This window comes from Rossellomorea yichunensis, assembly GCF_032337515.1.
Taxonomy (GTDB): Bacteria; Bacillota; Bacilli; order Bacillales; family Bacillaceae_B; genus Rossellomorea; species Rossellomorea yichunensis.
This window is the reverse complement of record NZ_JAVYAD010000013.1, coordinates 20,100-45,389: the sequence shown is the minus strand read 5'-3', so window position 1 is coordinate 45,389 and position 25,290 is coordinate 20,100. Positions and strand designations below refer to the sequence as shown.

The 25,290-nt window shown below is 41.0% G+C and carries 26 protein-coding genes and 2 tRNA genes; 26 read left to right on the top strand and 2 right to left on the bottom strand.

Features of this window, described 5'->3' with window-relative positions; genetic code table 11:
- The first annotated feature begins 263 nt into the window (after nucleotides 1–263).
- The 26 genes from RSX31_RS22600 to RSX31_RS22475 all read left to right on the top strand — a co-directional run bounded on the left by RSX31_RS22600 (nucleotide 264) and on the right by RSX31_RS22475 (nucleotide 24,911).
- Nucleotides 264–1,031, top strand: coding sequence for a TatD family hydrolase (locus RSX31_RS22600; protein ID WP_315636055.1), 768 nt, complete (start codon nucleotides 264–266; stop codon nucleotides 1,029–1,031).
- Nucleotides 1,032–1,281: 250 nt separating this feature from the next.
- Complete coding sequence (locus RSX31_RS22595) at nucleotides 1,282–2,514, top strand: G5 and 3D domain-containing protein (RefSeq protein WP_262372024.1); 1,233 nt, start codon at nucleotides 1,282–1,284, stop codon at nucleotides 2,512–2,514.
- 119 nt (nucleotides 2,515–2,633) lie between these two features.
- Entirely contained in the window at nucleotides 2,634–3,194 is a 561-nt protein-coding gene (gene rnmV, locus RSX31_RS22590) for a ribonuclease M5 (protein WP_148996575.1), read from the top strand.
- Nucleotides 3,187–4,065 (top strand): 16S rRNA (adenine(1518)-N(6)/adenine(1519)-N(6))-dimethyltransferase RsmA, encoded by an 879-nt coding sequence (gene rsmA, locus RSX31_RS22585; protein ID WP_148996576.1) that lies wholly within the window; start codon nucleotides 3,187–3,189, stop codon nucleotides 4,063–4,065. The genes rnmV and rsmA overlap by 8 nt, the downstream gene beginning before the upstream one ends.
- Before the next feature lie 243 nt (nucleotides 4,066–4,308).
- The gene (gene yabG, locus RSX31_RS22580; protein WP_148971319.1) at nucleotides 4,309–5,187 is read left to right on the top strand and encodes a sporulation peptidase YabG; all 879 of its coding nucleotides are present in this window, start codon (nucleotides 4,309–4,311) and stop codon (nucleotides 5,185–5,187) included.
- Nucleotides 5,188–5,503: 316 nt separating this feature from the next.
- A complete protein-coding gene (gene veg, locus RSX31_RS22575; RefSeq protein WP_032085220.1) occupies nucleotides 5,504–5,773 on the top strand; it encodes a biofilm formation stimulator Veg in 270 nt (89 codons plus the stop codon).
- Between the two features lie 126 nt (nucleotides 5,774–5,899).
- The gene (locus tag RSX31_RS22570; RefSeq protein ID WP_148996577.1) at nucleotides 5,900–6,082 is read left to right on the top strand and encodes an alpha/beta-type small acid-soluble spore protein; all 183 of its coding nucleotides are present in this window, start codon (nucleotides 5,900–5,902) and stop codon (nucleotides 6,080–6,082) included.
- A gap of 233 nt (nucleotides 6,083–6,315) precedes the next feature.
- Nucleotides 6,316–7,170: a 4-(cytidine 5'-diphospho)-2-C-methyl-D-erythritol kinase gene (ispE, locus tag RSX31_RS22565; protein ID WP_315636054.1), complete on the top strand. Its 855-nt coding sequence runs from the start codon at nucleotides 6,316–6,318 to the stop codon at nucleotides 7,168–7,170.
- 71 nt (nucleotides 7,171–7,241) lie between these two features.
- Entirely contained in the window at nucleotides 7,242–8,078 is an 837-nt protein-coding gene (purR, locus tag RSX31_RS22560) for a pur operon repressor (protein WP_148971316.1), read from the top strand.
- 15 nt (nucleotides 8,079–8,093) lie between these two features.
- A complete protein-coding gene (locus RSX31_RS22555; RefSeq protein ID WP_315636053.1) occupies nucleotides 8,094–8,468 on the top strand; it encodes a RidA family protein in 375 nt (124 codons plus the stop codon).
- Between the two features lie 171 nt (nucleotides 8,469–8,639).
- Nucleotides 8,640–8,933, top strand: coding sequence for a septation regulator SpoVG (gene spoVG / locus RSX31_RS22550; RefSeq protein WP_032085215.1), 294 nt, complete (start codon nucleotides 8,640–8,642; stop codon nucleotides 8,931–8,933).
- A 598-nt stretch (nucleotides 8,934–9,531) separates the two neighbouring features.
- A complete protein-coding gene (gene glmU / locus RSX31_RS22545; RefSeq protein ID WP_148996580.1) occupies nucleotides 9,532–10,905 on the top strand; it encodes a bifunctional UDP-N-acetylglucosamine diphosphorylase/glucosamine-1-phosphate N-acetyltransferase GlmU in 1,374 nt (457 codons plus the stop codon).
- A gap of 13 nt (nucleotides 10,906–10,918) precedes the next feature.
- On the top strand, nucleotides 10,919–11,878 hold the full coding sequence (locus RSX31_RS22540) for a ribose-phosphate diphosphokinase (protein WP_148971314.1): 960 nt from the start codon (nucleotides 10,919–10,921) through the stop codon (nucleotides 11,876–11,878).
- 760 nt (nucleotides 11,879–12,638) lie between these two features.
- Nucleotides 12,639–13,292, top strand: a complete 654-nt coding sequence (locus RSX31_RS22535; protein ID WP_315636052.1) for a 50S ribosomal protein L25/general stress protein Ctc — start codon at nucleotides 12,639–12,641, stop codon at nucleotides 13,290–13,292.
- An 84-nt stretch (nucleotides 13,293–13,376) separates the two neighbouring features.
- On the top strand, nucleotides 13,377–13,934 hold the full coding sequence (gene pth, locus RSX31_RS22530; RefSeq protein ID WP_148971312.1) for an aminoacyl-tRNA hydrolase: 558 nt from the start codon (nucleotides 13,377–13,379) through the stop codon (nucleotides 13,932–13,934).
- Between the two features lie 126 nt (nucleotides 13,935–14,060).
- Nucleotides 14,061–14,291 carry an anti-sigma-F factor Fin family protein gene (locus RSX31_RS22525; RefSeq protein WP_148971311.1) on the top strand — a complete coding sequence of 77 codons (231 nt, stop codon included), beginning with the start codon at nucleotides 14,061–14,063 and terminating at the stop codon, nucleotides 14,289–14,291.
- Between the two features lie 82 nt (nucleotides 14,292–14,373).
- On the top strand, nucleotides 14,374–17,904 hold the full coding sequence (gene mfd, locus RSX31_RS22520) for a transcription-repair coupling factor (protein WP_315636051.1): 3,531 nt from the start codon (nucleotides 14,374–14,376) through the stop codon (nucleotides 17,902–17,904).
- Nucleotides 17,905–18,215: 311 nt separating this feature from the next.
- On the top strand, nucleotides 18,216–18,752 hold the full coding sequence (gene spoVT / locus RSX31_RS22515; RefSeq protein ID WP_148996584.1) for a stage V sporulation protein T: 537 nt from the start codon (nucleotides 18,216–18,218) through the stop codon (nucleotides 18,750–18,752).
- 168 nt (nucleotides 18,753–18,920) lie between these two features.
- Complete coding sequence (locus RSX31_RS22510; protein ID WP_262372025.1) at nucleotides 18,921–20,540, top strand: putative polysaccharide biosynthesis protein; 1,620 nt, start codon at nucleotides 18,921–18,923, stop codon at nucleotides 20,538–20,540.
- Between the two features lie 13 nt (nucleotides 20,541–20,553).
- On the top strand, nucleotides 20,554–22,014 hold the full coding sequence (locus tag RSX31_RS22505; RefSeq protein WP_315636050.1) for a bifunctional methyltransferase/pyrophosphohydrolase YabN: 1,461 nt from the start codon (nucleotides 20,554–20,556) through the stop codon (nucleotides 22,012–22,014).
- A 22-nt stretch (nucleotides 22,015–22,036) separates the two neighbouring features.
- Nucleotides 22,037–22,306: an RNA-binding S4 domain-containing protein gene (locus RSX31_RS22500; RefSeq protein ID WP_044340650.1), complete on the top strand. Its 270-nt coding sequence runs from the start codon at nucleotides 22,037–22,039 to the stop codon at nucleotides 22,304–22,306.
- Between the two features lie 97 nt (nucleotides 22,307–22,403).
- Nucleotides 22,404–22,706 (top strand): sporulation protein YabP, encoded by a 303-nt coding sequence (yabP, locus tag RSX31_RS22495; protein ID WP_044340620.1) that lies wholly within the window; start codon nucleotides 22,404–22,406, stop codon nucleotides 22,704–22,706.
- Nucleotides 22,703–23,356, top strand: a complete 654-nt coding sequence (yabQ, locus tag RSX31_RS22490; RefSeq protein ID WP_315636049.1) for a spore cortex biosynthesis protein YabQ — start codon at nucleotides 22,703–22,705, stop codon at nucleotides 23,354–23,356. Before yabP ends, yabQ begins: the two co-directional genes overlap by 4 nt.
- Nucleotides 23,357–23,399: 43 nt before the next feature.
- Nucleotides 23,400–23,789, top strand: coding sequence for an FtsB family cell division protein (locus RSX31_RS22485; protein WP_148971306.1), 390 nt, complete (start codon nucleotides 23,400–23,402; stop codon nucleotides 23,787–23,789).
- 74 nt (nucleotides 23,790–23,863) lie between these two features.
- On the top strand, nucleotides 23,864–24,292 hold the full coding sequence (locus RSX31_RS22480; protein ID WP_044340617.1) for a S1 domain-containing RNA-binding protein: 429 nt from the start codon (nucleotides 23,864–23,866) through the stop codon (nucleotides 24,290–24,292).
- Nucleotides 24,293–24,446: 154 nt separating this feature from the next.
- Nucleotides 24,447–24,911 carry a DinB family protein gene (locus RSX31_RS22475; protein ID WP_187443738.1) on the top strand — a complete coding sequence of 155 codons (465 nt, stop codon included), beginning with the start codon at nucleotides 24,447–24,449 and terminating at the stop codon, nucleotides 24,909–24,911.
- 71 nt (nucleotides 24,912–24,982) lie between these two features.
- Here the strand turns inward: RSX31_RS22475 and RSX31_RS22470 are convergent.
- A tRNA-Glu gene (locus RSX31_RS22470) sits at nucleotides 24,983–25,054 on the bottom strand.
- An 8-nt stretch (nucleotides 25,055–25,062) separates the two neighbouring features.
- A tRNA-Met gene (locus RSX31_RS22465) sits at nucleotides 25,063–25,139 on the bottom strand.
- Nucleotides 25,140–25,290: the final 151 nt, after the last annotated feature.

The following is a 25,290-nucleotide window of genomic DNA, read 5'->3' as shown; positions in this document are numbered from 1 at the left end:
AAATAATTAATATATGGCATAACAATCGATATATTAGGTGTTTCTTAAACTCATTACTATATTCAGAAAACAGTAGTATAGAAAGAAACAGATTGTTTTGGTTCTGTGACTAAAGTAGATAGAATGTAGAGTAACTGCGAATGAAACAGGAGTAATAAAAAATATCCATAGAAACCATAATATGTAATATGAATGTTACATGAATGTGATGCTTGTCATGCTTTTTTATATTAAACTTATCTTTATTACAAGGAGTGTCTTACATGCTATTTGATACACATGTTCATTTGAATGCTGAACAATTTGACGAAGATCTGGAGGAGGTAATTTCAAGAGCAAGAGAAGCTGGAGTTGAAAAGATGGTGGTCGTCGGCTTTGATCGTCCAACGATTAACCGGGCAATGGAGCTCATTGAGCAATATGAATTTTTATATGCCAGCATCGGTTGGCACCCAGTTGATGCAATTGATATGAAGGATGAAGATTTAGCTTGGATAGAAGAGCTCTCAAACCACCCTAAAGTAGTTGCCATAGGTGAAATGGGACTCGATTATCACTGGGATAAATCACCGAAAGATGTTCAAAAAGAAGTGTTTCGAAAACAAATTCATTTAGCTAAAAAGGTAAAACTCCCAATCATTATACACAACCGTGATGCCACACAAGATATAGTGGATATCCTCAGGGAAGAAGGAGCAGAGGAAGTTGGAGGGATCATGCATTGCTTCAGCGGAAGTCCTGAAATTGCTCAAGAATGTGTGGATATGAATTTCTACATTTCTCTGGGAGGTCCCGTGACCTTCAAAAATGCGAAAAAGCCAAAAGAAGTAGCAAAAGAAATTCCATTGGAAAAGCTTCTGATCGAAACAGACTGTCCTTATTTAGCACCTCACCCGAACAGGGGGAAGCGAAATGAACCTGCATACGTGAAGTTGGTAGCAGAACAGATTGCGGAGCTTAAGGAAATAACATTAGAAGAAGTAGAGAACATAACTACCAAAAATGCAAAAAAGTTATTCAACATATACTGACATCAGATTTTGTCGAGAATTGAGAGAGCTTGTCCAAATAGTTAATAAAAACAAAAAGTTCTACATAGGATTCTTGTTTCATAGGATAATCATGTCGATAACTCTCTCTTTTCTTTTTCACTTCTTTTATGCATAATATGTTTTATGTTCCCTGGGTTTCAATATTTTGCTAGATTAAGTTAAAAGAAGTAAGGGTTGACAGTCACTGGATTACTCTATATAATCACTCCGAGAAAAGGAGGCGTTTTTCATGAAGTTTAAAACCATGAAAAGCCTGTTTTCCAAGTCTTTGAGTCGAAGGAAATGGATTGTTACAATCGGAACATTGGTAACATCTGCAGCTGTATTTGGAATTCTTTTTTATGAAGGATCTAAAAACACTGTGGCATTGACCTTAGACGGCGAGCAAAAAGAGATTAGGACGCATGCGAATACAATTCAAGATATATTAAAAGAATTAGAGATTTCAACCCGCTCACAAGACTATTTGTACCCTTCGGGGAATACGAAGGTCTCAAATAACATGAACATTGTTTGGGAACCGGCAAAACAGGTAGAAGTAGTAGTAGGGGGTCAGGCGAAAAAGGTCTGGACGACTGCTGATACTGTAAAAGAGTTACTCTCTGAAAGTGAAATTAAAGTAGGAGAACATGATAAGGTCAAACCCGGCTTATCAGAAAAAGTAACAGGGGACATGAACGTGAAGATTGATACCGCATTTTCACTTAAGCTTGTGAACGGCGGGAAAGAACAAAAGGTATGGTCTACTTCGACTACGGTCGCTGACTTTTTAAAGCAACAAGGAATTACACTAAATAAATCAGACCGTGTTGAACCAAGTTTAGACAAAGTTGTTAAAGCAAATGATGTCGTAAATGTCGTTCGAGTTGAAAAAGTCACCGATGTAGTGGAAGAGACAAAGGATTTCACCGTTATTTCCAAGAAGGATTCCGATCTTTCAAAAGGAAAAGAGAAGGTCGTTCAAGAAGGTAAAAACGGCTTGGTAGAAAAGAAATTTGAAGTTGTGAAAGAAAACGGCAAAGAGGTTTCCAGAAAATTAGTTAGTGAAAAAGTAGTGAAAGAAAGCCAGGATAAAATCATTAATGTCGGAACAAAGGTTTTAGTGGCTCAAGTTTCACGTGGAAGTTCATCATCTAATTCATCTGCCACAGCCTCAGCTGCTCCAAGTGGAGGAAGAGAGTTTTATGTGAGCTCTACAGCTTACACAGCATCATGTAACGGATGCTCAGGCTATACAGCTACAGGAATCAACCTGAAATCAAATCCGAATGTTAAAGTGATTGCAGTGGACCCTTCTGTCATTCCTTTAGGAACAAAGGTATATGTAGAGGGCTATGGCTATGCCGTAGCTGCAGATACGGGTGGCGCAATCAAAGGGAATAAAATCGATGTATTCTTCCCGTCTAAATCAGATGCCTATCGTTGGGGAAGAAAAACAATAAAAGTAAAAATATTAAACTAAGAGCAGGGGTGTTCTCCTGCTTTTTTTTATTTATAAGTAAAAACCGTTATAATAGCTTTAGGTCTTCAATGATTAGACGAAAATGAAAGCAGAAAAGTTTCAATTTTTTTGGAGGAATTATGAAAATTAGAGAAATCATCGTAGTGGAAGGAAAAGATGATACGGTAGCCATTCAACGTGCTGTCAATGCAGATACGATTGAAACGAATGGTTCTGCTGTGTCTCCGGCTACTATAGAAAAAATAAAACACGCCCAGGAAAAAAGAGGCGTAATCATCTTTACCGACCCGGACTACCCGGGTGAACGTATCCGGAAGATTGTGAGTGAAGCGGTACCGGGTTGTAAGCATGCCTTTGTACATAAGAAGGATGCACTGCCAAAGTCAGGAAGAGGAATAGGTGTAGAGCATGCTTCGCCAAATATCATAAGAGAGTCTTTAAGAGAGGCTCATGTGCTGGATGTTGAGCAGGAAGAAGTCATTTCGAAAGAAGATCTAATTGATGCTGGCTTAATTGGCAGTTCCAAAGCAAAAGATCGAAGAATTGCTCTTGGTGAGAAGCTTAGAATCGGATACACTAATGGAAAACAGCTGCATAAACGATTAAGGATGTTCAATATTCAAAGAGAAGAGTTTAAAAAAGCTTTAATGGAAATTATTCAGGAGGAAGAAAATGCATAAAGATATTGCCACCCCTATACGCACGAAAGAGATATTAGGTAAGTATGGTTTCTCGTTTAAAAAGAGCCTGGGTCAAAACTTTTTGATCGACCCCAATATCCTCAGGAACATAACGGAATACGCAGGGTTATCTGAGAATACCGCAGCCATTGAGATTGGACCTGGAATCGGTGCGTTAACAGAGCACCTTGCGCGCACCTCGGGAAAGGTCGTCGCATTTGAAATCGATCAGCGACTGATTCCTATTCTGGATGATACATTATCCCCTTACAAAAACGTTAAAATCATTAATGAAGATATATTAGAGGCGGATGTAGAAGCCATTATTAATAAAGAATTTGAAGGATTCGAAGACATTATGGTAGTGGCCAATCTCCCTTATTACGTCACTACACCTATTATTCTTAAGCTTTTGATGGAGCGTCTTCCAATCAGAGGCATCTGTGTCATGCTTCAAAAAGAAGTAGGAGACCGTATTTCAGCTCAGCCCGGAACAAAAGCGTACGGATCTCTTTCGATTGCCATACAGTACTATACAGAGGCCGAGATGGTCATGACTGTCCCGAAAACGGTCTTTATGCCGCAACCGAATGTGGACTCAGCCGTCATCCGTTTAACGAAGCGTGAGAAGCCTCCTGTCGAGGTGATCAGTGAAGATTTCTTCTTTACCGTCACACGCTCGTCTTTTGCTCAAAGAAGAAAGACCATCCTGAACAATTTAAGCAGTCAGCTTCCTCAAGGAAAGGAAAAGAAAGACATGATCCTTGTGGCATTATCTGCAGCCGGGATTGAACCCACACGCCGTGGAGAGACACTGTCGATACAGGAATTCGGTCGGTTGAGTGATGCGTTATACCCGAACTTTAATTAAAGCTTGGATAGATGGCTAAACGTGAAAGTGCGTTTAGCCATTTTTTTGTTCCCGTGTACTCCGCACGGGAGACCCATTTTATTGACACCGAATAGTAGAGGGTTGCATAGGTTATCACAGGGAATATTTACTTAATTAAGGATAAGGAACGTGTTGAGAAGGATATGACAAACGTTGATCCTCCTCGGCTTATTTATTTCCTTTTTTGATTTAACGAATGTTTAGCCCACGGGAGTGACTGATGTGAATATCGAAATCAATGATGTCGTAGGCCGCCTTTCCTATCAGTGTGATATTTTATTCAGGGTGATAGATATCCGCATGATAGATGGCCAAAAAACGGCAGTACTGTATGGTGAAGATTTTCGATTAATAGCGGATGCTCCTTTTCATGATTTGAAGAAGATGGACCCTAGAGAGCAGGAACGTATTGCGCAGGAGTTTCGTTCAAAGGAGGAACAATCTCTTGACCTATTTCGTCAGGATATAGAGCTTCTGAAGTATAAGCAGGAATACAAGGTAACGAATGCTTATCGAGACGATTATAACTATTTCCAGGTTCCAGGGAAAGTGCTTCATCTTGATGGAGATCCCAGCTATTTAAGAAAGTGTCTAGATCTTTATGAAAAAATTGGTGTCCCGGTAAAAGGTGTTCACTGTAGTGAGACAGAGATGCCTGAGCAGATTGGGTCGCTTATCGATAAATATAGACCGAATATTATTGTTTTGACCGGTCACGATGCCTATTCCAAGGCGAAAGGGACTAAAGCTGATATTAACGCCTATCGACATTCCAAATATTTTGTTCAGGCCGTGCGTGAAGCACGCAGCAAATCTCCACACTTGGATCAGTTAGTGATCTTTGCTGGTGCTTGTCAATCCCACTTTGAATCATTGATCCACGCTGGAGCCAATTTTGCGAGCTCTCCGTCGAGAGTCAATATTCATGCACTGGATCCCGTTTATATCGTGGCTAAGATTTGTTTTACGGGGTTTAAGGATTCGGTAAATGTGTGGGACGTCATCCGCAATACATTAACAGGGGACAAAGGGCTTGGCGGGATCGAGACGAAGGGTGTCCTTCGTACAGGGATGCCATATAAAATTACACACGAAGATTAGGGAATGTTCGACAAAAATCAAATAGACCTTACAATTTACTGCGTGAATTGTAAGGTCTATTTGGCGTTTAGATGTATAGATTAGTAAGGTGGGTTTTTTAGTGGCATTTATGCTTGTCGCCTCTGGGCAAAGCCCCTCCACTTTTATTGTTTACATAATTTTTCAAGGGTTGGGGAATGTTAGGTGTGTAGAAAAAACGTACTTTTTGTTGAATAAAATATATTGACAGGTGTTCCTTGTTCTTGTTAAAATAATAAATTTATTTGACTAAAATTACATAATGTGTTATATTTGATTATAGTGAGGTGGAAGCGAAATGCCAAAAACATTAGCCGACATTAAAAGATCCCTTGATTCTAATCTTGGGAAACGTTTAATGCTTAAAGCAAACGGTGGACGTCGAAAAACAATTGAGCGTTCAGGTGTTCTAGCCGAAACGTATCCTTCTGTATTCGTGGTTCAACTGGATCAAGAAGAGAATGCGTTCGAACGAGTTTCTTACAGCTATGCAGATGTTCTCACTGAGACAGTTCAATTAACATTTTATGATGAAGCAACAGGAAATATCATCTTTAGCCAGCAGTAGACAATCGTTTGCTGCTTTTTTATTTGTCCAATTTTCATGAAGTATATAGATTAGGACTCTCCATTGTTATGTTTTATCCTTTTGTACACATACTAAACGTGTGGTACATCTAAAGGAGGTAGACTTATGAGCAGAAGAAGAGGAATCATGTCTGATCAATTAAAAGAAGAAATCGCTCAGGAATTGGGATTCTATGATGTTGTTCAGAAGGATGGTTGGGGTGGAATCACGTCACGGGATGCAGGTAATATGGTGAAGCGCGCAGTCGAGCTCGCAAGTCAGCAATTATCTGAAAATCGTCCTCACTAACTCTTTTCCCGCATACAGGATTACATCTTTTATCAGTACCATATACAGGGGGCCACCTTAAAAGTGTAGTGCTTTTAAGGTGGCCCCTGTTTTAATAAAGACAAGACAATCTTTCCTATCAGTACTTTACGTGATAAAATAACATACTTGTATGAGTATGTTTAGAAGTTAACACTCTCAATAATAAGTGTATGATACAATATAACAAAGAGTATTGGTAAGAAGGTGATGATATGAGGTTATTAGTGAAGGCGCCGGCAAAAATTAACCTATCACTTGATGTTTTACATAAACGTTCAGATGGTTACCATGAAGTTGAGATGGTTATGACTACGATTGATTTAGCAGATAGAATTGAGCTTACGAATCTTTCTGATGATACGATTAAGATTCTCTCGCATAATCGATTTGTGCCGGACGATGGAAGAAATCTTGCCTATCAGGCTGCCCAGCTTTTAAAGACGAGGTTGAATATCAAAAAAGGGGTAGCGATCTCCATTGATAAAGTGATACCTGTAGCAGCAGGGTTAGCAGGCGGGAGCAGTGACGCGGCAGCAACCTTAAAAGGGTTAAATCGATTATGGGATTTAGGTCTAAGCATGGATGAGCTGGCAAAGCTTGGTTCCGAAATTGGTTCAGATGTATCTTTCTGTGTTTACGGGGGTACGGCTCTAGCATCAGGAAGAGGAGAGAAGATCAAACATCTTCCAGCCCCGCCTAATTGCTGGGTCATATTAGCAAAACCAACAATAGGGGTTTCGACAGCAGATGTTTATAAAAATTTGGATTTGAAAAACATTACACATCCGAATACGAACGCCATGGTTTCAGCTTTAAAACAAGGAAATTATCATGATATATGCTCCAATCTTGGGAATGTACTTGAATCGGTCACATTGGATATGCACCCTGAAGTGGCTCAAATCAAGGACCAAATGGAGCGTTTTGGTGCCGATGCTGTGCTAATGAGCGGAAGTGGACCGACGGTATATGGATTAGTGCAATATGAATCAAGACTTCATCGAATCTATAATGGTTTAAGAGGTTTTTGTGATCAAGTGTTCGCTGTGCGCATGCTGGGAGATTAAGAGCTCTTGCCGAAATCCGTATATTAATGATATATTTACATTATAATATTCGGATTTAGGAGGTTTCTTTGGTGAAGTTTAAGCGTAGTGAACGATTAATTGATATGACGCATTATTTATTAGAACGCCCCCACCAACTTGTTCCTTTAACTTTTTTCTCTGAACGGTATGGTTCTGCAAAGTCTTCCATCAGTGAGGACTTGACGATAGTAAAGGAAACATTTGAAGGACGGGGCGTGGGGACTGTTCAAACAGTTCCCGGGGCAGCCGGTGGAGTGAAATATGTTCCAAAGGTAAACAGTCAGGAAGCGAAAGAAATGATAGATGAGCTTTGTGTTCATCTGGAAAGCTCAGATCGTTTATTACCAGGCGGATACCTATACATGACCGACCTGCTGGGTAACCCTCAGCTTATGAAAAGTGTAGGGAAATTACTGGCGTCTGCTTTCGCTGAGAAAGATATTGATGTCATCATGACAGTAGCGACAAAAGGGATACCGATTGCAAATGCAATTGCCTCATACTTAAATGTTCCAGTCGTCATTGTAAGGCGGGATAGCCGCGTAACAGAGGGCTCGACTGTGAGCATTAATTATGTCTCCGGCTCATCGAAGAGAATCCAATCCATGGTTCTTTCCAAGAGAAGTTTGAAGGAAGGGTCTAAAGTATTGGTTGTCGATGACTTCATGAAGGCAGGGGGAACCATCAACGGTATGAAGAACTTATTGGAAGAGTTCTCGGCTACTTTATCCGGAATAGGTGTTTTAGTTGAATCCAATAGTATCGATGGTCGACTAGTGGATGATTATGTTTCATTGTTAAAATTGTCTGACGTGAATGAAAAAGATAAACAGATTTCGTTGACAGAAGGAAATTATTTTCAATCAAATTTAACATTTCTACCATAAGGGGAGGCATTTAATATGCGTGTAGTTTCTACTAAGCAAGCACCAGCAGCAATTGGTCCATACTCACAGGGGATTGTCGTAAATAATTTATTTTACAGTTCGGGTCAAATCCCTCTGACGGTAGAAGGTACTATGATGGAAGGGGATGTAGCGGAACAGACGCATCAGGTGTTCCGTAATCTTCAAGCCGTACTATCGGAAGCTGGAGCATCATTGGAAACAGTGGTGAAAGCAACTGTGTTTATTAAGGATATGAATGAATTTGGTACGATCAATGAAGTGTATGGGGAATATTTTAGTAATCACAAGCCGGCTCGTTCTTGTGTAGAGGTAGCCCGCTTACCTAAAGATGCCTTAGTTGAGATCGAAGTAATCGCACTCGTGAAGTAAAATTCACGGGTGTTTTTTTGTGTCAAAAAGGAAGTGTAGTTCAAATGAAATAGATGACTGGATATAAAAAATAAAACTTTTCAAAAAATTTTACAATTTAAGAAGGAATATCTAAATAATTCGTTGAATACATAGAGTAGATTTCATCTAGGGAAAAAGGTGGTGAACAGAATGGAAGTAACAGACGTAAGATTACGCCGAGTAAACACCGATGGTCGCATGAGAGCTATCGCATCTATTACGCTGGATAATGAATTTGTTGTTCATGACATTCGCGTTATTGATGGGAACAACGGCTTATTTGTAGCGATGCCAAGCAAGCGGACTCCAGATGGGGAATTTCGTGATATTGCTCACCCAATTAATTCAGGTACTCGCGGCAAGATCCAAGATGCCGTTTTAGCTGAGTATCACCGTCTAGGTGAGCTAGAAGAAGTTGAGTTAGAAGAAGCTGGGGCTTCCTAATTAGATCTATAGCATCAAGAGCCTACTTTTGTAAGGCTCTTTTTTTTGTCTTCAGAGCCTGTCATTTAAAAGTAGCGGTTCTTACGTTTTTTGTATACCCCTATTTTAATAGAGATGAAACCTATAATTAATATTTTTTTGCATCCTAAGGTAAAAAAATTTTGCAGAGATGTTTGACTAAGGCAAAGGGCGCCTTTCCGGTCAATTCATCTTATGCTTGTCGGGCCTGATCAAGCCGCCTCCGCTTTTCTCTGTGTCCAGCTTCAGGGGCTTGGGGCTCGAGGTCATAAGCCAAGTAACCCAAAAAGGCAAAGGGCGCCTTTCCGGGTTACTCGTCTTATGCTTGTCGCCCCAGGGCGAGCCCCTTCCGCTTTTCTACTTGTCCAGCTCCGGCGGCTAGTCCCTCGAGGTCATAAGCTAAATTGACCAAAAAGGCAAAGGGCGCCTTTCTGGTCAATTCAGCTTATGCTTGTCGGGCCTGATCAAGCCGCCTCCGCTTTTCTAATGACAAATATATGTACTTTTATATGAATCCTTGAAATGATAATGTTTTTAGGATATATTCGTTATGGATAAAAAGGTTATTGGAGGACCAAAAATGACAAATCGATATGCCGTTATATTAGCTGCCGGGCAAGGTACGAGAATGAAGTCGAAGCTATACAAAGTTCTTCATCCTGTGTGTGGCAAGCCGATGGTGGAACATGTGGTCGACCAAATTTCAACTCTTCATATAGAAAAGACTGTCACAATCATCGGTCACGGTGCTGAGCTTGTGAAGTCGCATTTAGAAGGCAAGAGTGATTTTGCCCTTCAGGCTGAGCAATTAGGTACCGCTCATGCTGTTATGCAGTCTGAAGATGTGTTAGCTGATTTAGAAGGTACTACTTTAGTGGTGTGTGGTGATACACCGCTCATTAAAGGAGAAACGATGGAAGCGTTAGTGAAGCATCATGAAGGACAGGGTGCGAAAGCGACTATCTTGACTGGTCACACTGAATCTCCTGATGGATACGGACGGATCATCCGTAACCAGGAAGGCTTGGTGGAACGCATTGTTGAACATAAGGATGCAACTGATGAAGAGCTAAGCGTGAAAGAAATTAATACCGGAACATATTGTTTCGATAATAAAGCGTTATTCGATGCCCTGAAAAAGGTTTCGAATGATAACGTACAAGGCGAGTATTACTTACCTGATGTGATTGAGATTCTTCAGACTGAAGGTGAAATCGTAAGTGCGTACCAAACAAGTGACTTTGATGAGACATTGGGTGTGAACGACCGTGTCGCACTTTCTCAAGCAGAGATTACGATGAAAAAGCGCATCAATGAATACCATATGCGTAATGGTGTTACGATAAAGGATCCAAACAATACGTATATTGATGCCGATGTGACGATTGGCCGAGATACGGTTATCCTTCCAGGTACGGTTCTTAAGGGCGACACTTCAATTGGTGAAGATGCTATGATCGGACCAAATTCTGAGGTGAAGGATTGTCAGATCGGTGACCGAACAGTTGTGAAGCAATCTGTTGCTCATGACAGCTCGATCGGTTCGGATGTTCATATTGGGCCATTTGCTCACATTCGTCCGGCTTCTACCATTGAAGATGAAGTTAAGATTGGTAACTTCGTTGAAATTAAGAAGGCTTCTTTCGGTAAAGCAAGTAAAGCATCCCACTTAAGCTACATTGGAGATGCAGAGGTTGGAAGTGACGTCAACATTGGATGTGGATCGATCACGGTGAACTATGATGGAAAGAATAAGCACATGACAAAGATTGAAGATGGTGTATTTGTAGGCTGTAATTCAAATCTGGTCGCGCCTGTTAAAGTAGGAAAAGGTGCATACATTGCTGCTGGTTCTACGATTACTGAGGATGTTCCAGGAGAGTCTCTTTCGATTGCAAGAGCTCGCCAGGTAAATAAAGAAAATTACGTACAAAATCTAAATCATAAGAAATAATTGGAGGTCCACAATGCCAAACTCTTATATTAATTCCAAATTAAAAATTTTCTCCCTTAATTCAAACTACCATCTTGCAAAGGAAATTGCGGATGAAGTAGGAGTTGAATTAGGGAAATCTTCTGTTAAGCGTTTTAGTGACGGTGAAATCCAGATTAACATTGAAGAAAGTATCCGTGGTTGTGATGTATTCGTCATTCAGTCTACTTGTCAGCCTGTAAACGAAAATCTGATGGAGCTTCTTATTATGGTAGATGCGTTGAAACGTGCTTCTGCTAAAACGATTAACATTGTTATGCCTTATTATGGTTATGCCCGTCAGGACCGTAAAGCGAGAGCACGTGAGCCTATCACGGCTAAATTAGTGGCAAACCTGTTGGAAACAGCCGGTGCTACCCGCGTAATCACACTGGACCTGCATGCTCCTCAGATTCAAGGCTTCTTTGATATCCTGATCGATCACCTGATGGGTGTTCCTATCTTAGCGGATTACTTTGAAGAAAGAGGATTCAATAACGAAGACCTTGTCATTGTATCTCCGGACCACGGAGGAGTGACAAGAGCCCGTAAGCTGGCGGAACGCCTGAAAGCGCCGATTGCCATCATTGATAAACGCCGTCCTAAACCGAACGTTGCGGAGGTCATGAACATCGTTGGTAATATTGATGGTAAAATCGCCATCTTGATCGATGATATCATTGATACTGCCGGTACGATCACGCTTGCAGCCAATGCCTTGGTGGAAAACGGTGCGAAAGAAGTATTCGCGTGCTGTACGCATCCGGTTCTTTCTGGACCTGCGATTGAGCGAATCGAAAATTCAAATATTAAAGAGCTGGTTGTAACGAACTCTATTCCATTAGGTGAAGAGAAAATGATCAGTAAAGTGAAGTCGCTGTCAGTTGCTCCACTAATCAGTGAAGCCATCATCCGTGTCTACGAACAACAATCTGTCAGCACGCTGTTTGATTAAGAATTAATATATGTAGTTTGTGCATATCAAGAAGAGCCTGTCCTAATTTAGGGCAGGCTTTTCTGTTATTCTTCGTTTAGACTCTTTTCGCAAAGTTTGTGGTTATCTTAAGGAAGAATGTAGTAGTTGATTTCCGCTACAGGATGCTCGCTTTCCGCGGGGCGTGAGTTGAGCCTCCTCGGGCTTTGCCCTGTGGGGTCTCAACTTTCCCGCTATTCCCGCAGGAGTCGAACATCCTTCCGCTCCAATCAACTTTCTGAGCATAAATCCTCATTAGAATGAGAGAAAAACAAGACTTTTAGAAAGCAACCTCATATCAAGTGAGTAAAGATAGATCTCCTTTTGAGAAAGAAGCATTCTGTTTTCTAGTTACATTGTTTTTCTCGCACACCTTAAGCTCTGTAACGAAAAATCTCTTAAAGATGGTGAGGGGAACTGCGTAGACTCCTGCGGAAGTACGGACGTGCCGAGACCCCGGAAGCGAAGCTGAGGAGGCTCGGCCGAACGTCCGCGGAAAGCGGAGCAGTTCCCCTCACCATCTTCCACATACTAATTGACAGAGCTCAAGCAGACCTTATGTTAAAAAGCAACAATCTGTATAAAAAGGGCCTTCTTCTAAAACAGCTATCTGACAACCTTCCATAAGCACCCTTCCCGTCATAAATTGATTTTTCTATGTTTATTTCAAATCACATTAGGGTAATTACTATATATAGAACTTTAACTAACATAACAGATTAGGGAAGGTGTTGGATTAGACATGGCAACTGAATTAAAAGCAAATACCAGAAAAGATTTTAAACGCTCATCATTAACAAAGCTGAGACACGAAGGGAATATCCCTGGAGTCGTGTACGGCTACAAAGCAGATAATACACCAATTATGGTAGATGCCATTACGTTTATTAAAACGATTCGTGAAGTAGGAAGAAACGGAATTATTTCCTTGAATGTAGATGGTAATAAACAAAATGTCATTTTAAGTGACTATCAGCAGGACCACTTGAAGGATGCCGTTACTCACGTAGATTTCCTTGCCGTTAATATGTCACAGGAAATCGATGCGGATGTTCGTATTGAGCTTGTAGGAGAAGCGGCAGGAGTGAAGGACGGCGGAGTACTACAGCAGCCCCTGCATGAGGTTTCTGTAACAGCTAAACCTAAAGATATACCGGAATCAATCGAAGTTGATATTGCAGAACTTCAAGTTGGAGACACGGTAACGATCGGTGATATCCGTGACAAATACAGTGTCACTCTTAATGAAGAGGACGACCGTACAATTGCTTCCATTCTTGCACCACGACAGGAAGAAGAAATTGATAGCGGTGAAGAGCAGGAAGCTGGTACCCCTGAGAATGAAGAAGGAAGAGAATCAGAGGCCAGTGAAGAAAGTGAATCAAAGGAAGAATAAAAATCAATATTTTTTGGCGTAACCTTTTGCAGGTTGCGCTTTTTACGTTATTCTAGAGGTATAAGGTCAGAAGAGGTGTTAGACATGAAATTAATCGTTGGACTAGGAAACCCGGGATCACAATATGAGAAGACACGTCATAATATCGGGTTTGTTATTATAGATGCTTTAGCAGATCGACTGGGAGTTTCATTGAATCAGTCAAAGTTCAAAGGGGTATATGGGACCTACCATTATAAAGGGGAAAAAATCGTTTTATTAAAGCCGCTTACCTATATGAATTTGTCTGGGGAAAGCATTGTTCCGCTAATGGATTATTTTAATATTGAAGATGAAGATTTGCTTGTTATTTATGATGATTTGGATTTACCTGTAGGAAAGATAAGGTTGAGGCAAAAGGGAAGTGCCGGCGGGCATAATGGAATAAAATCAACCATCGCTCATTTGGGCTCTCAAAACTTCAATCGCCTTAGAATAGGAATTGATCGGCCTGTAAACGGTATGAGTGTCCCGGATTATGTTCTTGGAAGGTTTAGTAAGGAAGATCAAGGAGAGTTGGATAAAGTCATCTCTGCTAGTGTGGAAGCATGTGAAACATGGTTTGATAAACCTTTCCTTGAAGTGATGAATAAATTCAACTAACGAATTCATATACTACATTTCGAGGACTGAAAATCTTGGTGACCTTCCATCATTCCTGTGAAGAGTGAATAACTCCCCTCTAACAGGTTCATACTAAATGTATAAATGTGTATGGAGGGAAATGGTATGGCGATCCATTATCAGTGTCGACATTGTGGTACAAATGTTGGAACACTTTCAAACGTATCTGTCCATTCAGAGCAGCTCGGGATTCATACGCTGTCAGATGAAGAACGGTTACACATGGTTCAGTATCAGGACAACGGAGATATCCAAGTGAAGACCATCTGTGAAGATTGTCAGGAGAGTCTGGAGAGAAACCCTGACTATCATCAATTAGATCATATCATTCAGTAAGAACGCTTTGGTGGAGAACCAAAGCATTTTTCTGTTTACAGTTGAGATTATATAGAAAGATCCAAAGGGGAGGAGCGTACACTTGAAAGGTATTTTAAAACAGGTTCACCAAAGTGAAGAAATTCAGTCCATCATCGCTGGAGTGGAGGAGCAATTATCGGAACAGCTTGTCGCAGGATTGTCCGGCTCATCCCGAACAGCTTATATAGCGGATGTCTATTTACAAACGAATAAATCCACCATAGTGGTCACGCATAATTTGTTTCAAGCCCAGAAAGTCTATGACGATCTCATTCAGTTTCTATCCGAGGATGAAGTATATTTATATTCTGCTAATGAGTTAATCGCAGCCGAATTAAGTGTGGCTAGTCCGGAACTGAGAGCTCAACGTATCGAAGTGTTGAATAAGCTTTCTCAGAATCATTCGGGTGTATATATCGTTCCAGTCGCAGGATTAAGAAAGATCCTTCCTCCGAAATCCATGTGGGAAACGAATCAAATCCGTTTTAAAACGGGAGAAGATATCGATCTGGATGAAGTATTAAATCAATTGGTTCAAATGGGCTATCAGAGGACGGGAATGGTCAATACACCTGGTGAATTCAGCCTTCGCGGGGGAATCGTTGATATATTCCCATTAACGTCCCAGAATCCTGTCCGTATCGAATTATTCGATACCGAAATTGATTCTATTCGCATTTTTTCAGTTGAGGACCAGCGTTCGATTGATAAACTTAACGCTATGGAAATAGGACCAGCCACAGAGGTCTTATTGAGCTATGAGAACATCGAAAGGCTCATCCGCGAAATTGAAGCTGGACTTTCAGCCAGTTTAAAGAAGGTGAAAGCTGCAGCTGTAAAGGAAAAGATGACTGAGTACATAGGTCATGAGGTTGATCAGCTTGAAAACGGACAAGTTCCTGAGCAAATTTTCAAGTACTTGTCCCTGGCGTATGACCATCCTAGTAGTTTGCTAGATTATTTACCTGAAGACGGAGTCATTTTCTTTGACGAATTCAGTCGTGTACAGGAAATGAGTGAGTCCCTTGAGAAAGAGGAAGCAGAGTGGTATACCTCGTTGCTGCAAGAAGGACAGATCATCCATGATGTACCTGTATCCCATGCGTTTTCTGGGTTGATTAATAACACGAAGCTGCCAAAGGTGTACTTTTCTCTTTTCCTGCGTCATATTCCCAATACTAGCCCGCAGAATATCTTTAATGTTTCTACAAAGCCTATGCAGAATTTCCATGGGCAGATGAATGTTTTAAAAGCAGAATTGGACCGCTGGAAAAAAGGAAAATATACCGTTGTTTTACTGGGACCGGATGAAGAACGGGTAAAGAAGCTTCAAAGGGTACTGGACGATTATAAAATTGAAATCGCCTTTGTGGAAGATGGGGATAAGCTGCTGCCGGGCACGATCCAAATGATCAACGGCAGCCTGACGAACGGATTTGAACTTCCCCTTCAGAAACTTGCCGTTATTACAGAAGAGGAACTATTCAATAAGAAAACCCAAAAGAAGCCCAGAAGGCAAAAGCTTTCAAACGCTGAGAGAATCAAAAGCTATTCTGAGCTGAAAGTGGGGGACCATGTGGTTCATGTGAATCACGGAATAGGTAAATTCCTTGGGATTGAAACCTTGGAGATCAATGGTGTTCACAAAGACTATCTCCATGTGAAATATCAGGGAAATGACAAGCTCTATGTTCCGGTTGATCAAATTGAACTTGTCCAAAAATACGTCGCTTCAGAGAATAAGGATCCAAAGCTTTATAAGCTGGGCGGAAGTGAATGGAAGAAGGTCAAGTCGAAGGTTCAATCCTCTGTTCAGGATATAGCAGATGATCTCATTAAGCTCTATGCTGAAAGGGAAGCGGCAAAAGGCTATGCATTTTCCCCCGATGGTGACATGCAAAGAGAGTTTGAAATGGTGTTTCCATACGAAGAAACCGATGACCAGCTGCGATCTGTAAGTGAAATTAAGCAGGATATGGAAAGAGAACGGCCGATGGACCGGTTATTATGTGGAGACGTAGGTTATGGAAAAACAGAAGTGGCCATTCGGGCAGCCTTCAAAGCCATTGCCGATGGAAAGCAGGTCGCTATTCTCGTGCCGACCACCATCCTTGCTCAGCAGCATTATGAAACAATCAAGGAACGTTTTCAGGACTTCCCCGTTGAAATCGGATTATTAAGTCGTTTCAGAACACGAAAGCAGCAGCAGGAAACGACGAAGGGTCTTAAGAACGGAACCGTGGATATCGTAGTGGGGACTCACCGCCTTCTTTCCAAAGACATTCAATACAGGGACATCGGATTATTGATCATCGATGAGGAACAGCGATTTGGAGTCACTCACAAAGAAAAAATCAAACAATTAAAAACGAATATTGATGTGTTGACCTTAACGGCTACACCGATTCCACGGACTCTCCATATGTCGATGCTTGGAGTAAGGGATCTATCTGTCATTGAAACACCGCCGGAGAATCGATTCCCGGTTCAAACATATGTAATGGAATACAATGGTGCTTTGATCAAAGAAGCCATTGAAAGAGAAATGGCCAGGAACGGTCAGGTGTATTTCCTATACAATCGAGTAGAGGATATTGAAAGAAAAGCGGACGAAATTTCCATGCTTGTGCCGGATGCGAGAATTGCCTATGCACACGGACAAATGAGTGAAAACGAGCTCGAAGCCGTGATCTTAAGCTTCCTTGCTGGTGAGTATGATGTACTGGTCACTACGACGATCATTGAGACAGGTGTGGATATACCGAACGTGAACACATTGATTGTCTTTGATGCCGATCGGATGGGCTTATCTCAACTCTATCAATTAAGAGGAAGGGTTGGACGCTCGAACAGGGTGGCCTATGCCTATTTCACCTATCGTAAAGATAAGGTGCTGACGGAAGTCGCCGAAAAACGATTGCAAGCGATAAAAGAATTTACTGAGCTCGGTTCAGGATTCAAGATTGCCATGCGTGACCTGACGATCCGTGGTGCAGGTAATCTTCTGGGAGCACAGCAGCACGGCTTTATTGATTCAGTCGGATTTGACTTGTACTCTCAAATGCTGAAAGAAGCCATCGAAGAGCGCAAAGGAGATCTTCCGAAACAGCCGGAGTCAAGCTTTGAAGTAGATATCGAAATCGATGCCTATATTCCGGATGACTATATTAAAGATGGTCATCAAAAGATCGAAATGTATAAACGATTCCGCTCTCTCTCTTCGCTTCCTGAAATCGAAGAGCTGGAAGAAGAAATCCTTGACCGCTTCGGGGAATATCCAGAGGAAGTAGGCTATCTATTCTTAATCTCTGAAATGAAAATATACGCCAAAAATACAAAGCTTGAATCCATTAAGCAGGACAAGAAATCAGTGAACATCTTTATGTCGCCGGAAGGAACGGCGCAGATCGACGGATCCAAGGTCTTTAACTTATGCAACAAACACGGCCGGGCTGTGGGCCTCGGAATGGAAGGATCTAAGCTTAAAATATCGATTAATACCTCACGCCTGGAATCATCCAAGTGGTTTAATATGGCTTATGACATCATTAAGCATTTAGATGAAGCGTTAAAAGTAGAAGAAAACGCCTGATAATGATAAAAACTTCATATGCTTTCATCAGATGAAATACGGAAATTCTTACCTTCGTTATAATACTGTAACCAAAATGTAAACGCGCTGTTTGTTTTACTTTACTATGATAAGGGTATTAGTATTTATGCAGCTGCCAAGAATGGAAAAAGATACCTGCATTAGAATTTTAGTGAAATTACAGAAAAAATAACTGAATGTGTATAGAACTTCTAAGTTGTAAGATACTAAACTCAACAATGGTAAAGTATTCAATAACAAGTTGGTACATTGCCAAATAAAATCATCTGATGAAAGTGAGGCAACTATAGATGAAAGCAACTGGTATTGTTCGTCGTATTGATGATTTAGGGCGTGTCGTCATTCCGAAAGAAATTCGTAGAACATTAAGGATCCGCGAGGGAGATCCCCTTGAAATCTTCGTCGATCGTGACGGAGAAGTCATCTTAAAGAAATACTCCCCAATCAGTGAACTTGGTGACTTTGCTAAGGAATACGGCGAAGCATTATACGACAGCCTTGGAAGCGCTGTGTTAATTTGTGATCGAGATGCTGTAATTGCGATCTCAGGCGCTTCAAAGAAAGAATATTTAAATAAGAACATCAGTGAACTGGTTGAGAAAGTTATGGATGACCGTACGTCTCTTTTACACACTCAACAAGGACAAGCTGAGCTTGTCGATGGACACGGTGAGGAACTTGCTTCCTATACGATAGCCCCGATAGTCGCAAATGGTGACCCGATTGGCGCCGTTGCGATCTTCTCGAAGGAGCGTACAGTAGGCGAAGTGGAACAAAAGGCAGTAGAAACGGCAGCTGGCTTTTTAGCTAGACAAATGGAGCAATAATTTTTAAGAGCGGCACTTAGCCGCTCTTCTTTTTTATTTTTGGCCTGCTGCAGAGAGAAAACAGACCTTTCTTTATGGTAAAATGACCAGTACATAAACGATTTTTTCTCTGCCTGAACAGACTCAAAGAGCATTGAAAAAAGTGGTACAGAAAGGCAGGGAAACTGGTTGAGTAAGAAGTACTCTTCCAATCAATTTTTGAAAGGGGCAATGGTATTAACGGTTGCTGCACTAGTGACGAAGATATTAAGTGCAGTCTATCGGGTGCCGTTTCAAAATATTGTTGGAGATATTGGATTTTATATCTATCAGCAGGTGTATCCTTTTTACGGAATTGCCATTGCATTATCCACCTACGGATTTCCTGTGATCATCTCGAAGTTAGTAGCCGAGAAAATAGAAAATGAAGATGAAGAAGGAGCGAAGAATGTAGCCGTCACCTCCTTCATGTTCCTATGTCTCGTTGGATTAAGCTGGTTTCTTATCGTGTACTTTGGAGCAGGCGTGATTTCCCGTTGGATGGGGGATCCATTCCTTAAACCGTTGATTCAAGTCATTTCTTTATCTTTCCTGTTGTTAGCTCCCCTTTCTGTTCTGAGGGGTTACTATCAAGGGAAGGAAGATATGGTGCCCACCGCTGTTTCACAGGTGACGGAGCAAATGGTAAGAGTGGCGACGATACTTATATTTTCTACAATTTTAGTTTCTCAAGGATATTCTCTGTATATTGCGGGAAACGGAGCGCTATTCGGTTCTATAACCGGTGGACTGGGAGGGTTGTTGGTTTTACTTCTCATAGTGACTGCACGCAGAGAAAAGCTTTTTTCACTCAAATCCCTGAGGTTGTCTCCTGATTATTTACACATTTGGTCACGGTTATTAATGAACGGAACAGCCATTTGTGTAAGTGCCATGCTTCTGGTCCTTCTTCAGTTTGTTGATTCCTTGAATGTGTATTCTCTCCTGACCTCATCTGGAATGGAAGCAGAGTCAGGAAAAACGTGGAAGGGGATTTATGACCGGGGTCAGCCCTTTGTCCAGCTGGGGACAGTAGTGGCTACCTCCATTTCCCTTACCATCGTTCCATTGGTGACAAGTGCCTACTTGAAAAAGAAAGAAAATTTGATAAGGGAGTACAGTCAGTTATCCCTTAAAATCAGCATTACTATCGGATTTGCAGCTACATTGGGAATCATCAATATCATGGTACCTACCAATACGATGTTATTCGAAAATGCATTGGGCTCAAAGGTAATCGCCGTTTTCTGTCTTTCCATTTTCTTTAGCTGTCTTATTCTTACGTTTTCAGGCATTTTCCAAGGAATAGGTAAGATTTATTACCCGGCATTCTGTATTTTGATAGGTATACTCTTAAAATATCTCGGGAACGCCTATCTCATTCCACTCATGGGTATTATGGGAGCGTCCATCTCGACGGTCGGTTCTTTAGCTGTTATTACCGGTATGATGATCTTGAAGCTAAGGAGATTATTTCCTATCCGGTTCTTTCCCTTTTCTTTCTATAGAACCTTAGTGCTGAGCGGAGCAGCCATGACCATCGTGTTACAGGTATTCCTGCAGATGTATGATACACTTTTAGACAAAGGAATGCCTGAACGAGAGCTTTCCGTCCTTTTTTCATTAGGAGGAGCTTGTATCGGTGCCATTATCTTTGTGATTGTTTTTTTAAGAGGAAAAGTCCTCTCAAGGGAAGAAATGGGTTTCTTGCCGTTTGGTAGTAAGTGGGTAAGGATCATGAATATCATACAACCAATGAATAAAAAGTAGCGAGGAGATCAATATGCATACAATAACAATTGTGGGTTTAGGTGCAGGAGACATCGAACAGCTCCCGTTAGGAGTGTACCGATTACTAAAGAGTAGCTCACATCTATACTTACGTACGAAGGAGCATCCAGTCGTAAAGGATTTAATGGCAGAAGGAGTAGAGTTTCAATCCTTTGATTCTGTATATGAAAAGCATGATAAGTTCGACCAAGTGTATGAAGAAATTGTACATGAGCTGATTTCGGAATCAGAAAAGCATTCAATTATCTACGCCGTTCCGGGTCATCCATTAGTCGCTGAAAAGGCTGTTCAAATGCTTCTGGACCTTCATGAAGAAGGAAAGATACAGGTGTCGATCGGCGGGGGGCAAAGCTTTATTGATGCTCTGTTCGCTTCTGTCGGAGCGGACCCGATCGATGGCTTTCAGCTGTTGGACGGTACGAGCTTAAAGCTTCACGACATTCATATGAATCAACAGCTTATCATCGGACAGGTGTATGATGCCTTTATCGCTTCTGAGGTGAAGATTACCCTGATGGAGCTCTATCCATACGATTATGAGGTCATGCTTGTCACAGCGGCCGGAAGCAAGGAAGAGAAGGTGGATAGAATCCCACTGGTTGAACTTGATCGTGTCGCCCACCTCAGCAATTTAACAAGCTTGTATGTCCCGGCTGTGAAAGAAATGGCATCCACTTATAAACAATATGCAACATTAAGAGAAATCATCTCGACACTAAGGGGACCGAATGGGTGTCCTTGGGATAAAGAGCAAACGCATCATTCCCTCAAGAAGTATTTACTCGAAGAAACGTACGAGTTACTGGAAGCCATTGAGGAAGATGATATTGAACATATGATTGAAGAGCTGGGGGATGTCCTGCTCCAGGTCATGCTTCATGCCCAAATAGGTGAGGATGAAGGAATGTTCACCATGGAGGAAGTGATTGAAAGTCTTGCTTCCAAAATGGTCCGAAGGCATCCCCATGTATTCGGTTCGGTTCAAGTAGAAAATACGGAACAAGTGAAAGCGAACTGGGATGAAATCAAGAAGCAAGAAAAGCCGGTTGAACATGAACCGATGCTTAAGAACGTTGCCAAAGGAATGCCGGCTCTCATGAAGGCATACGAATACCAGAAGAATGCCGCAAAAGTAGGATTTGATTGGCCAGACCCACAAGGTGCCTGGGAAAAAGTATGGGAAGAATTAAAGGAGTTTGAGAACGAGGTCGAGAATAATAGTGAAAACCATATCAAAAAAGAATTTGGAGACATTTTATTCGCGCTGATCAATGTGGCCAGATTCTATAAGATATTTCCAGAGGAAGCCCTGTCAATGACGAATACAAAATTTTACCGCCGCTTTTCTTATGTGGAGGAACAGGTTTTGAAGACGGGAAAGAGCTTTGAGGACTTCACTTTAGAAGAGTTAGACCAATTTTGGAACGAAGCCAAAAAGATGAATATCGAATAAGGGGAAATGAATAATGGTATCCATGAGATTAGATAAATTTTTAAAAGTATCAAGATTGATTAAAAGAAGAACGATGGCGAAAGAAATTGCCGACCAGGGCCGTATAACAGTGAATGGACTGCAAGCAAAAGCGAGCTCTAACGTGAAGGTCGGAGATGAATTAAGCGTGAGGTTTGGTCAAAAGATTATGAGGGTAAAGATAGAAAGGCTTCTTGAAACAACCAAAAAAGAAGAAGCGAGTGGACTTTATTCCGTACTTTCAGAAGAAAGGGTTCAAGAAGAAACGGAATAAGGATTACATAGTAAGAGGCTCTATTTTGGTTCTATTTTTCCCCTGAAAACATAAACATAGTTACAAAGCTTGTACTATGGGAATGTGAGGGATGGGTATGAATCAATATTATGATGGAAACAAAGATAAAACGACTTTTCAGGAACATGACGTCATGATGAGGGGCCGCAAGCTTCTAGATATCACGGGTGTTAAACAGGTGGAAAGCTTTGATAATGAAGAGTTTCTACTCGAAACCGTAATGGGATTTTTGTCTGTCAGAGGTCAAAATCTACAAATGAAAAATCTGGACGTGGATAAAGGCATCGTCTCCATTAAAGGAAAGGTGTTTGATCTCGTTTACCTGGATGAACAAAATGGGGAGAAGGCTAAAGGCTTCTTTAGCAAGCTGTTTCGATGACACTCTCAACCCAGTTCTACACCATGCTCTCCATGATCGGAATGGGAGCTTTATTTGGTGCGACATTAGACACGTACAATCGGTTCTTAAACCGGTCTGAAAGAAAACGGTGGCTTGTATTCTTAAACGATATTATGTTTTGGGTATTACAAGCCCTGTCGATTTTTTATATTTTATTTGTCGTCAATTTTGGTGAGATCCGTTTTTATATTTTCATCGCTTTGCTCTGTGGCTTTGCTGGTTATCAGGCCCTCATCAAGCAGCTTTATCTGGCCTTTTTGGAACGGGTGATCTTATTTTTTATCTCCCTTTATAATTTTGGTGTGAAAATGGTGAAAAAATTAGTTTATTCACCGATAAAATGGATAATTGTGCTTCTCATTACCATGGTTTTTTCTGTAGGAAAAGGGCTCTTATCCGTCATAATATTCCTGTTAAAGGTGATCTGGAAAGTGTTACAATGGGCGACTAAGCTCGTAACGGCTCCAATATGGTGGATATTAAAGGGTATTTGGAATTTATTGCCGAAAAATCTTACAAAAAGAGTCGAGAAGTTATATAATAAAGTGGCAGGAATTTTTAAAGCATATATCAAAAAAGTATATAGAGTGGTAGAAAAGTTCAAAAAGAAACCTAAAGACAAAGAATAGGGCTTAAGGCTTTGCCACTCCATATTGTAAAGGAGGTTTGGGAATGAGAAAAAACGTGACACCAATGGAAAATGAATATGTTCGTCATCAGGAGCATATGCATCATTCGTCTTCTAAGAGAAAAAAGCGTTTGGTCCGTCGATTAGCAGTATTTTTAGTTTTAGTATTGGCAATTAGTGGATTTTTAGTTTCGACTCTCATTTCCAGAGCCCAGGTTTTAGAAGATAAACGTACTGAAAAAGCACAATTAGAAAAAAAGTTAGAACATCTAAAAGATAAGCAAACCGCGTTGGAAGAAGAGATTGTGAAGCTTAACGACGATGAATATATAGCCAAACTGGCGCGCCGGGATTACTTTTTATCAGATGAAGGTGAAATTATTTTCAACATACCTGAACCAGATAAAGAGAAAGAAGAAGAGGTGTCTTATTGACACCCTTTTTTTTAATTGGCTATAATATATAATAAGGTTTATCTTTTATCATTTTAAGGAGGAGCATTTCTTTTATGTCAATCGAAGTAGGCAGCAAGTTACAGGGTAAGGTAACAGGTATTACAAATTTTGGAGCGTTCGTGGAATTATCGGAAGGTTCAACAGGTTTAGTTCACATTAGTGAAGTTGCAGACAACTATGTTAAGGATATTAACGAGCACCTTAAAGTTGGCGACGAAGTAACAGTTAAGGTTATTAATGTTGAGAAAGATGGAAAGATCGGTTTGTCCATCCGAAAAGCGAAAGAGCAACCACAACGCCCGCAGCGCCCTCAGCGTCCTCAACGCCCGCGTAGTAATAATAACAAACAGAACGATACACGCACTAAAGAGAGTTTCGAACAAAAGATGGCACGTTTCTTGAAAGACAGTGAGGATCGTCTATCATCTTTAAAGAAAAATACTGAGTCTCGTCGTGGTGGAAGAGGGGCGAAAAAAGGTTAACTTGCTGTCTATTAAATCATATAGCAGGTTGTGAACGGAAAACAGGCATACTCATAAGGATGAGTGTGCCTGTTTTTTTTTGTAGTGTAGAAAGGAAAACGACCGGCCCCTATCGAATAAAATAGTCTTAACTACTTTTATGGAGGCCGCCGTTATGAAAAAAGAACAGATAATCGATCATCATGAATCGTTCAAGCTGTGGCTTAATGAATTGAAAAAGATCAATGATAAAGAGTGGTTTCAGCCGATGGAGGAAAGCAAGTGGTCGATTGCTGCAAATGTTTCTCACATGATCAAATGGGACCAATATTCATTAGGAGAGATTCTCCCAAAGGTTTCAGAAGGTGCGCAGCTGTCTCCTTTTCCGGATTTTCAACGTTTTAATGGAGAAGCTGCACAATATGCGCATGACGTGGTAAACAAGGAAGCTTTGATTGAAGAGGGTATTAAAACACGGGAATCGATTATAGCTTATGTAAATAGCGTATCTGAAAATGATTTACAACATTCGTTCTCAGTAGGAGATCAAAGCTTTACTCTTGAAGAGTTTTTTGAAGACTTCATCGGTCATGATAAACATCACCAGGAGCAAATAGAAGAAGTGGTGTCTGCAGAATAAACCTGGTGCGCCTCTTCATGGGAAAAGAGCCAAAAAAAAAGACTATCATAAATGATAGTCTTTTTTTACTATGACCCGTACGGGATTCGAACCCGTGTTACCGCCGTGAAAGGGCGGTGTCTTAACCGCTTGACCAACGGGCCTTGAAATATGGTAGCGGCGGAGGGGATCGAACCCCCGACCTCACGGGTATGAACCGTACGCTCTAGCCAGCTGAGCTACACCGCCATATTTATGCACCTTTAGGCACAAAATCTATGATACATAGAAAGAATTATCTTGTCAATATAATCTATTAAAGAATTTGTCAAAATTCCCTCAAGCATACTCACATAAGCGTTTAGGACGAAAAAAATAGAAAAGAAGAATGGATGCCTCG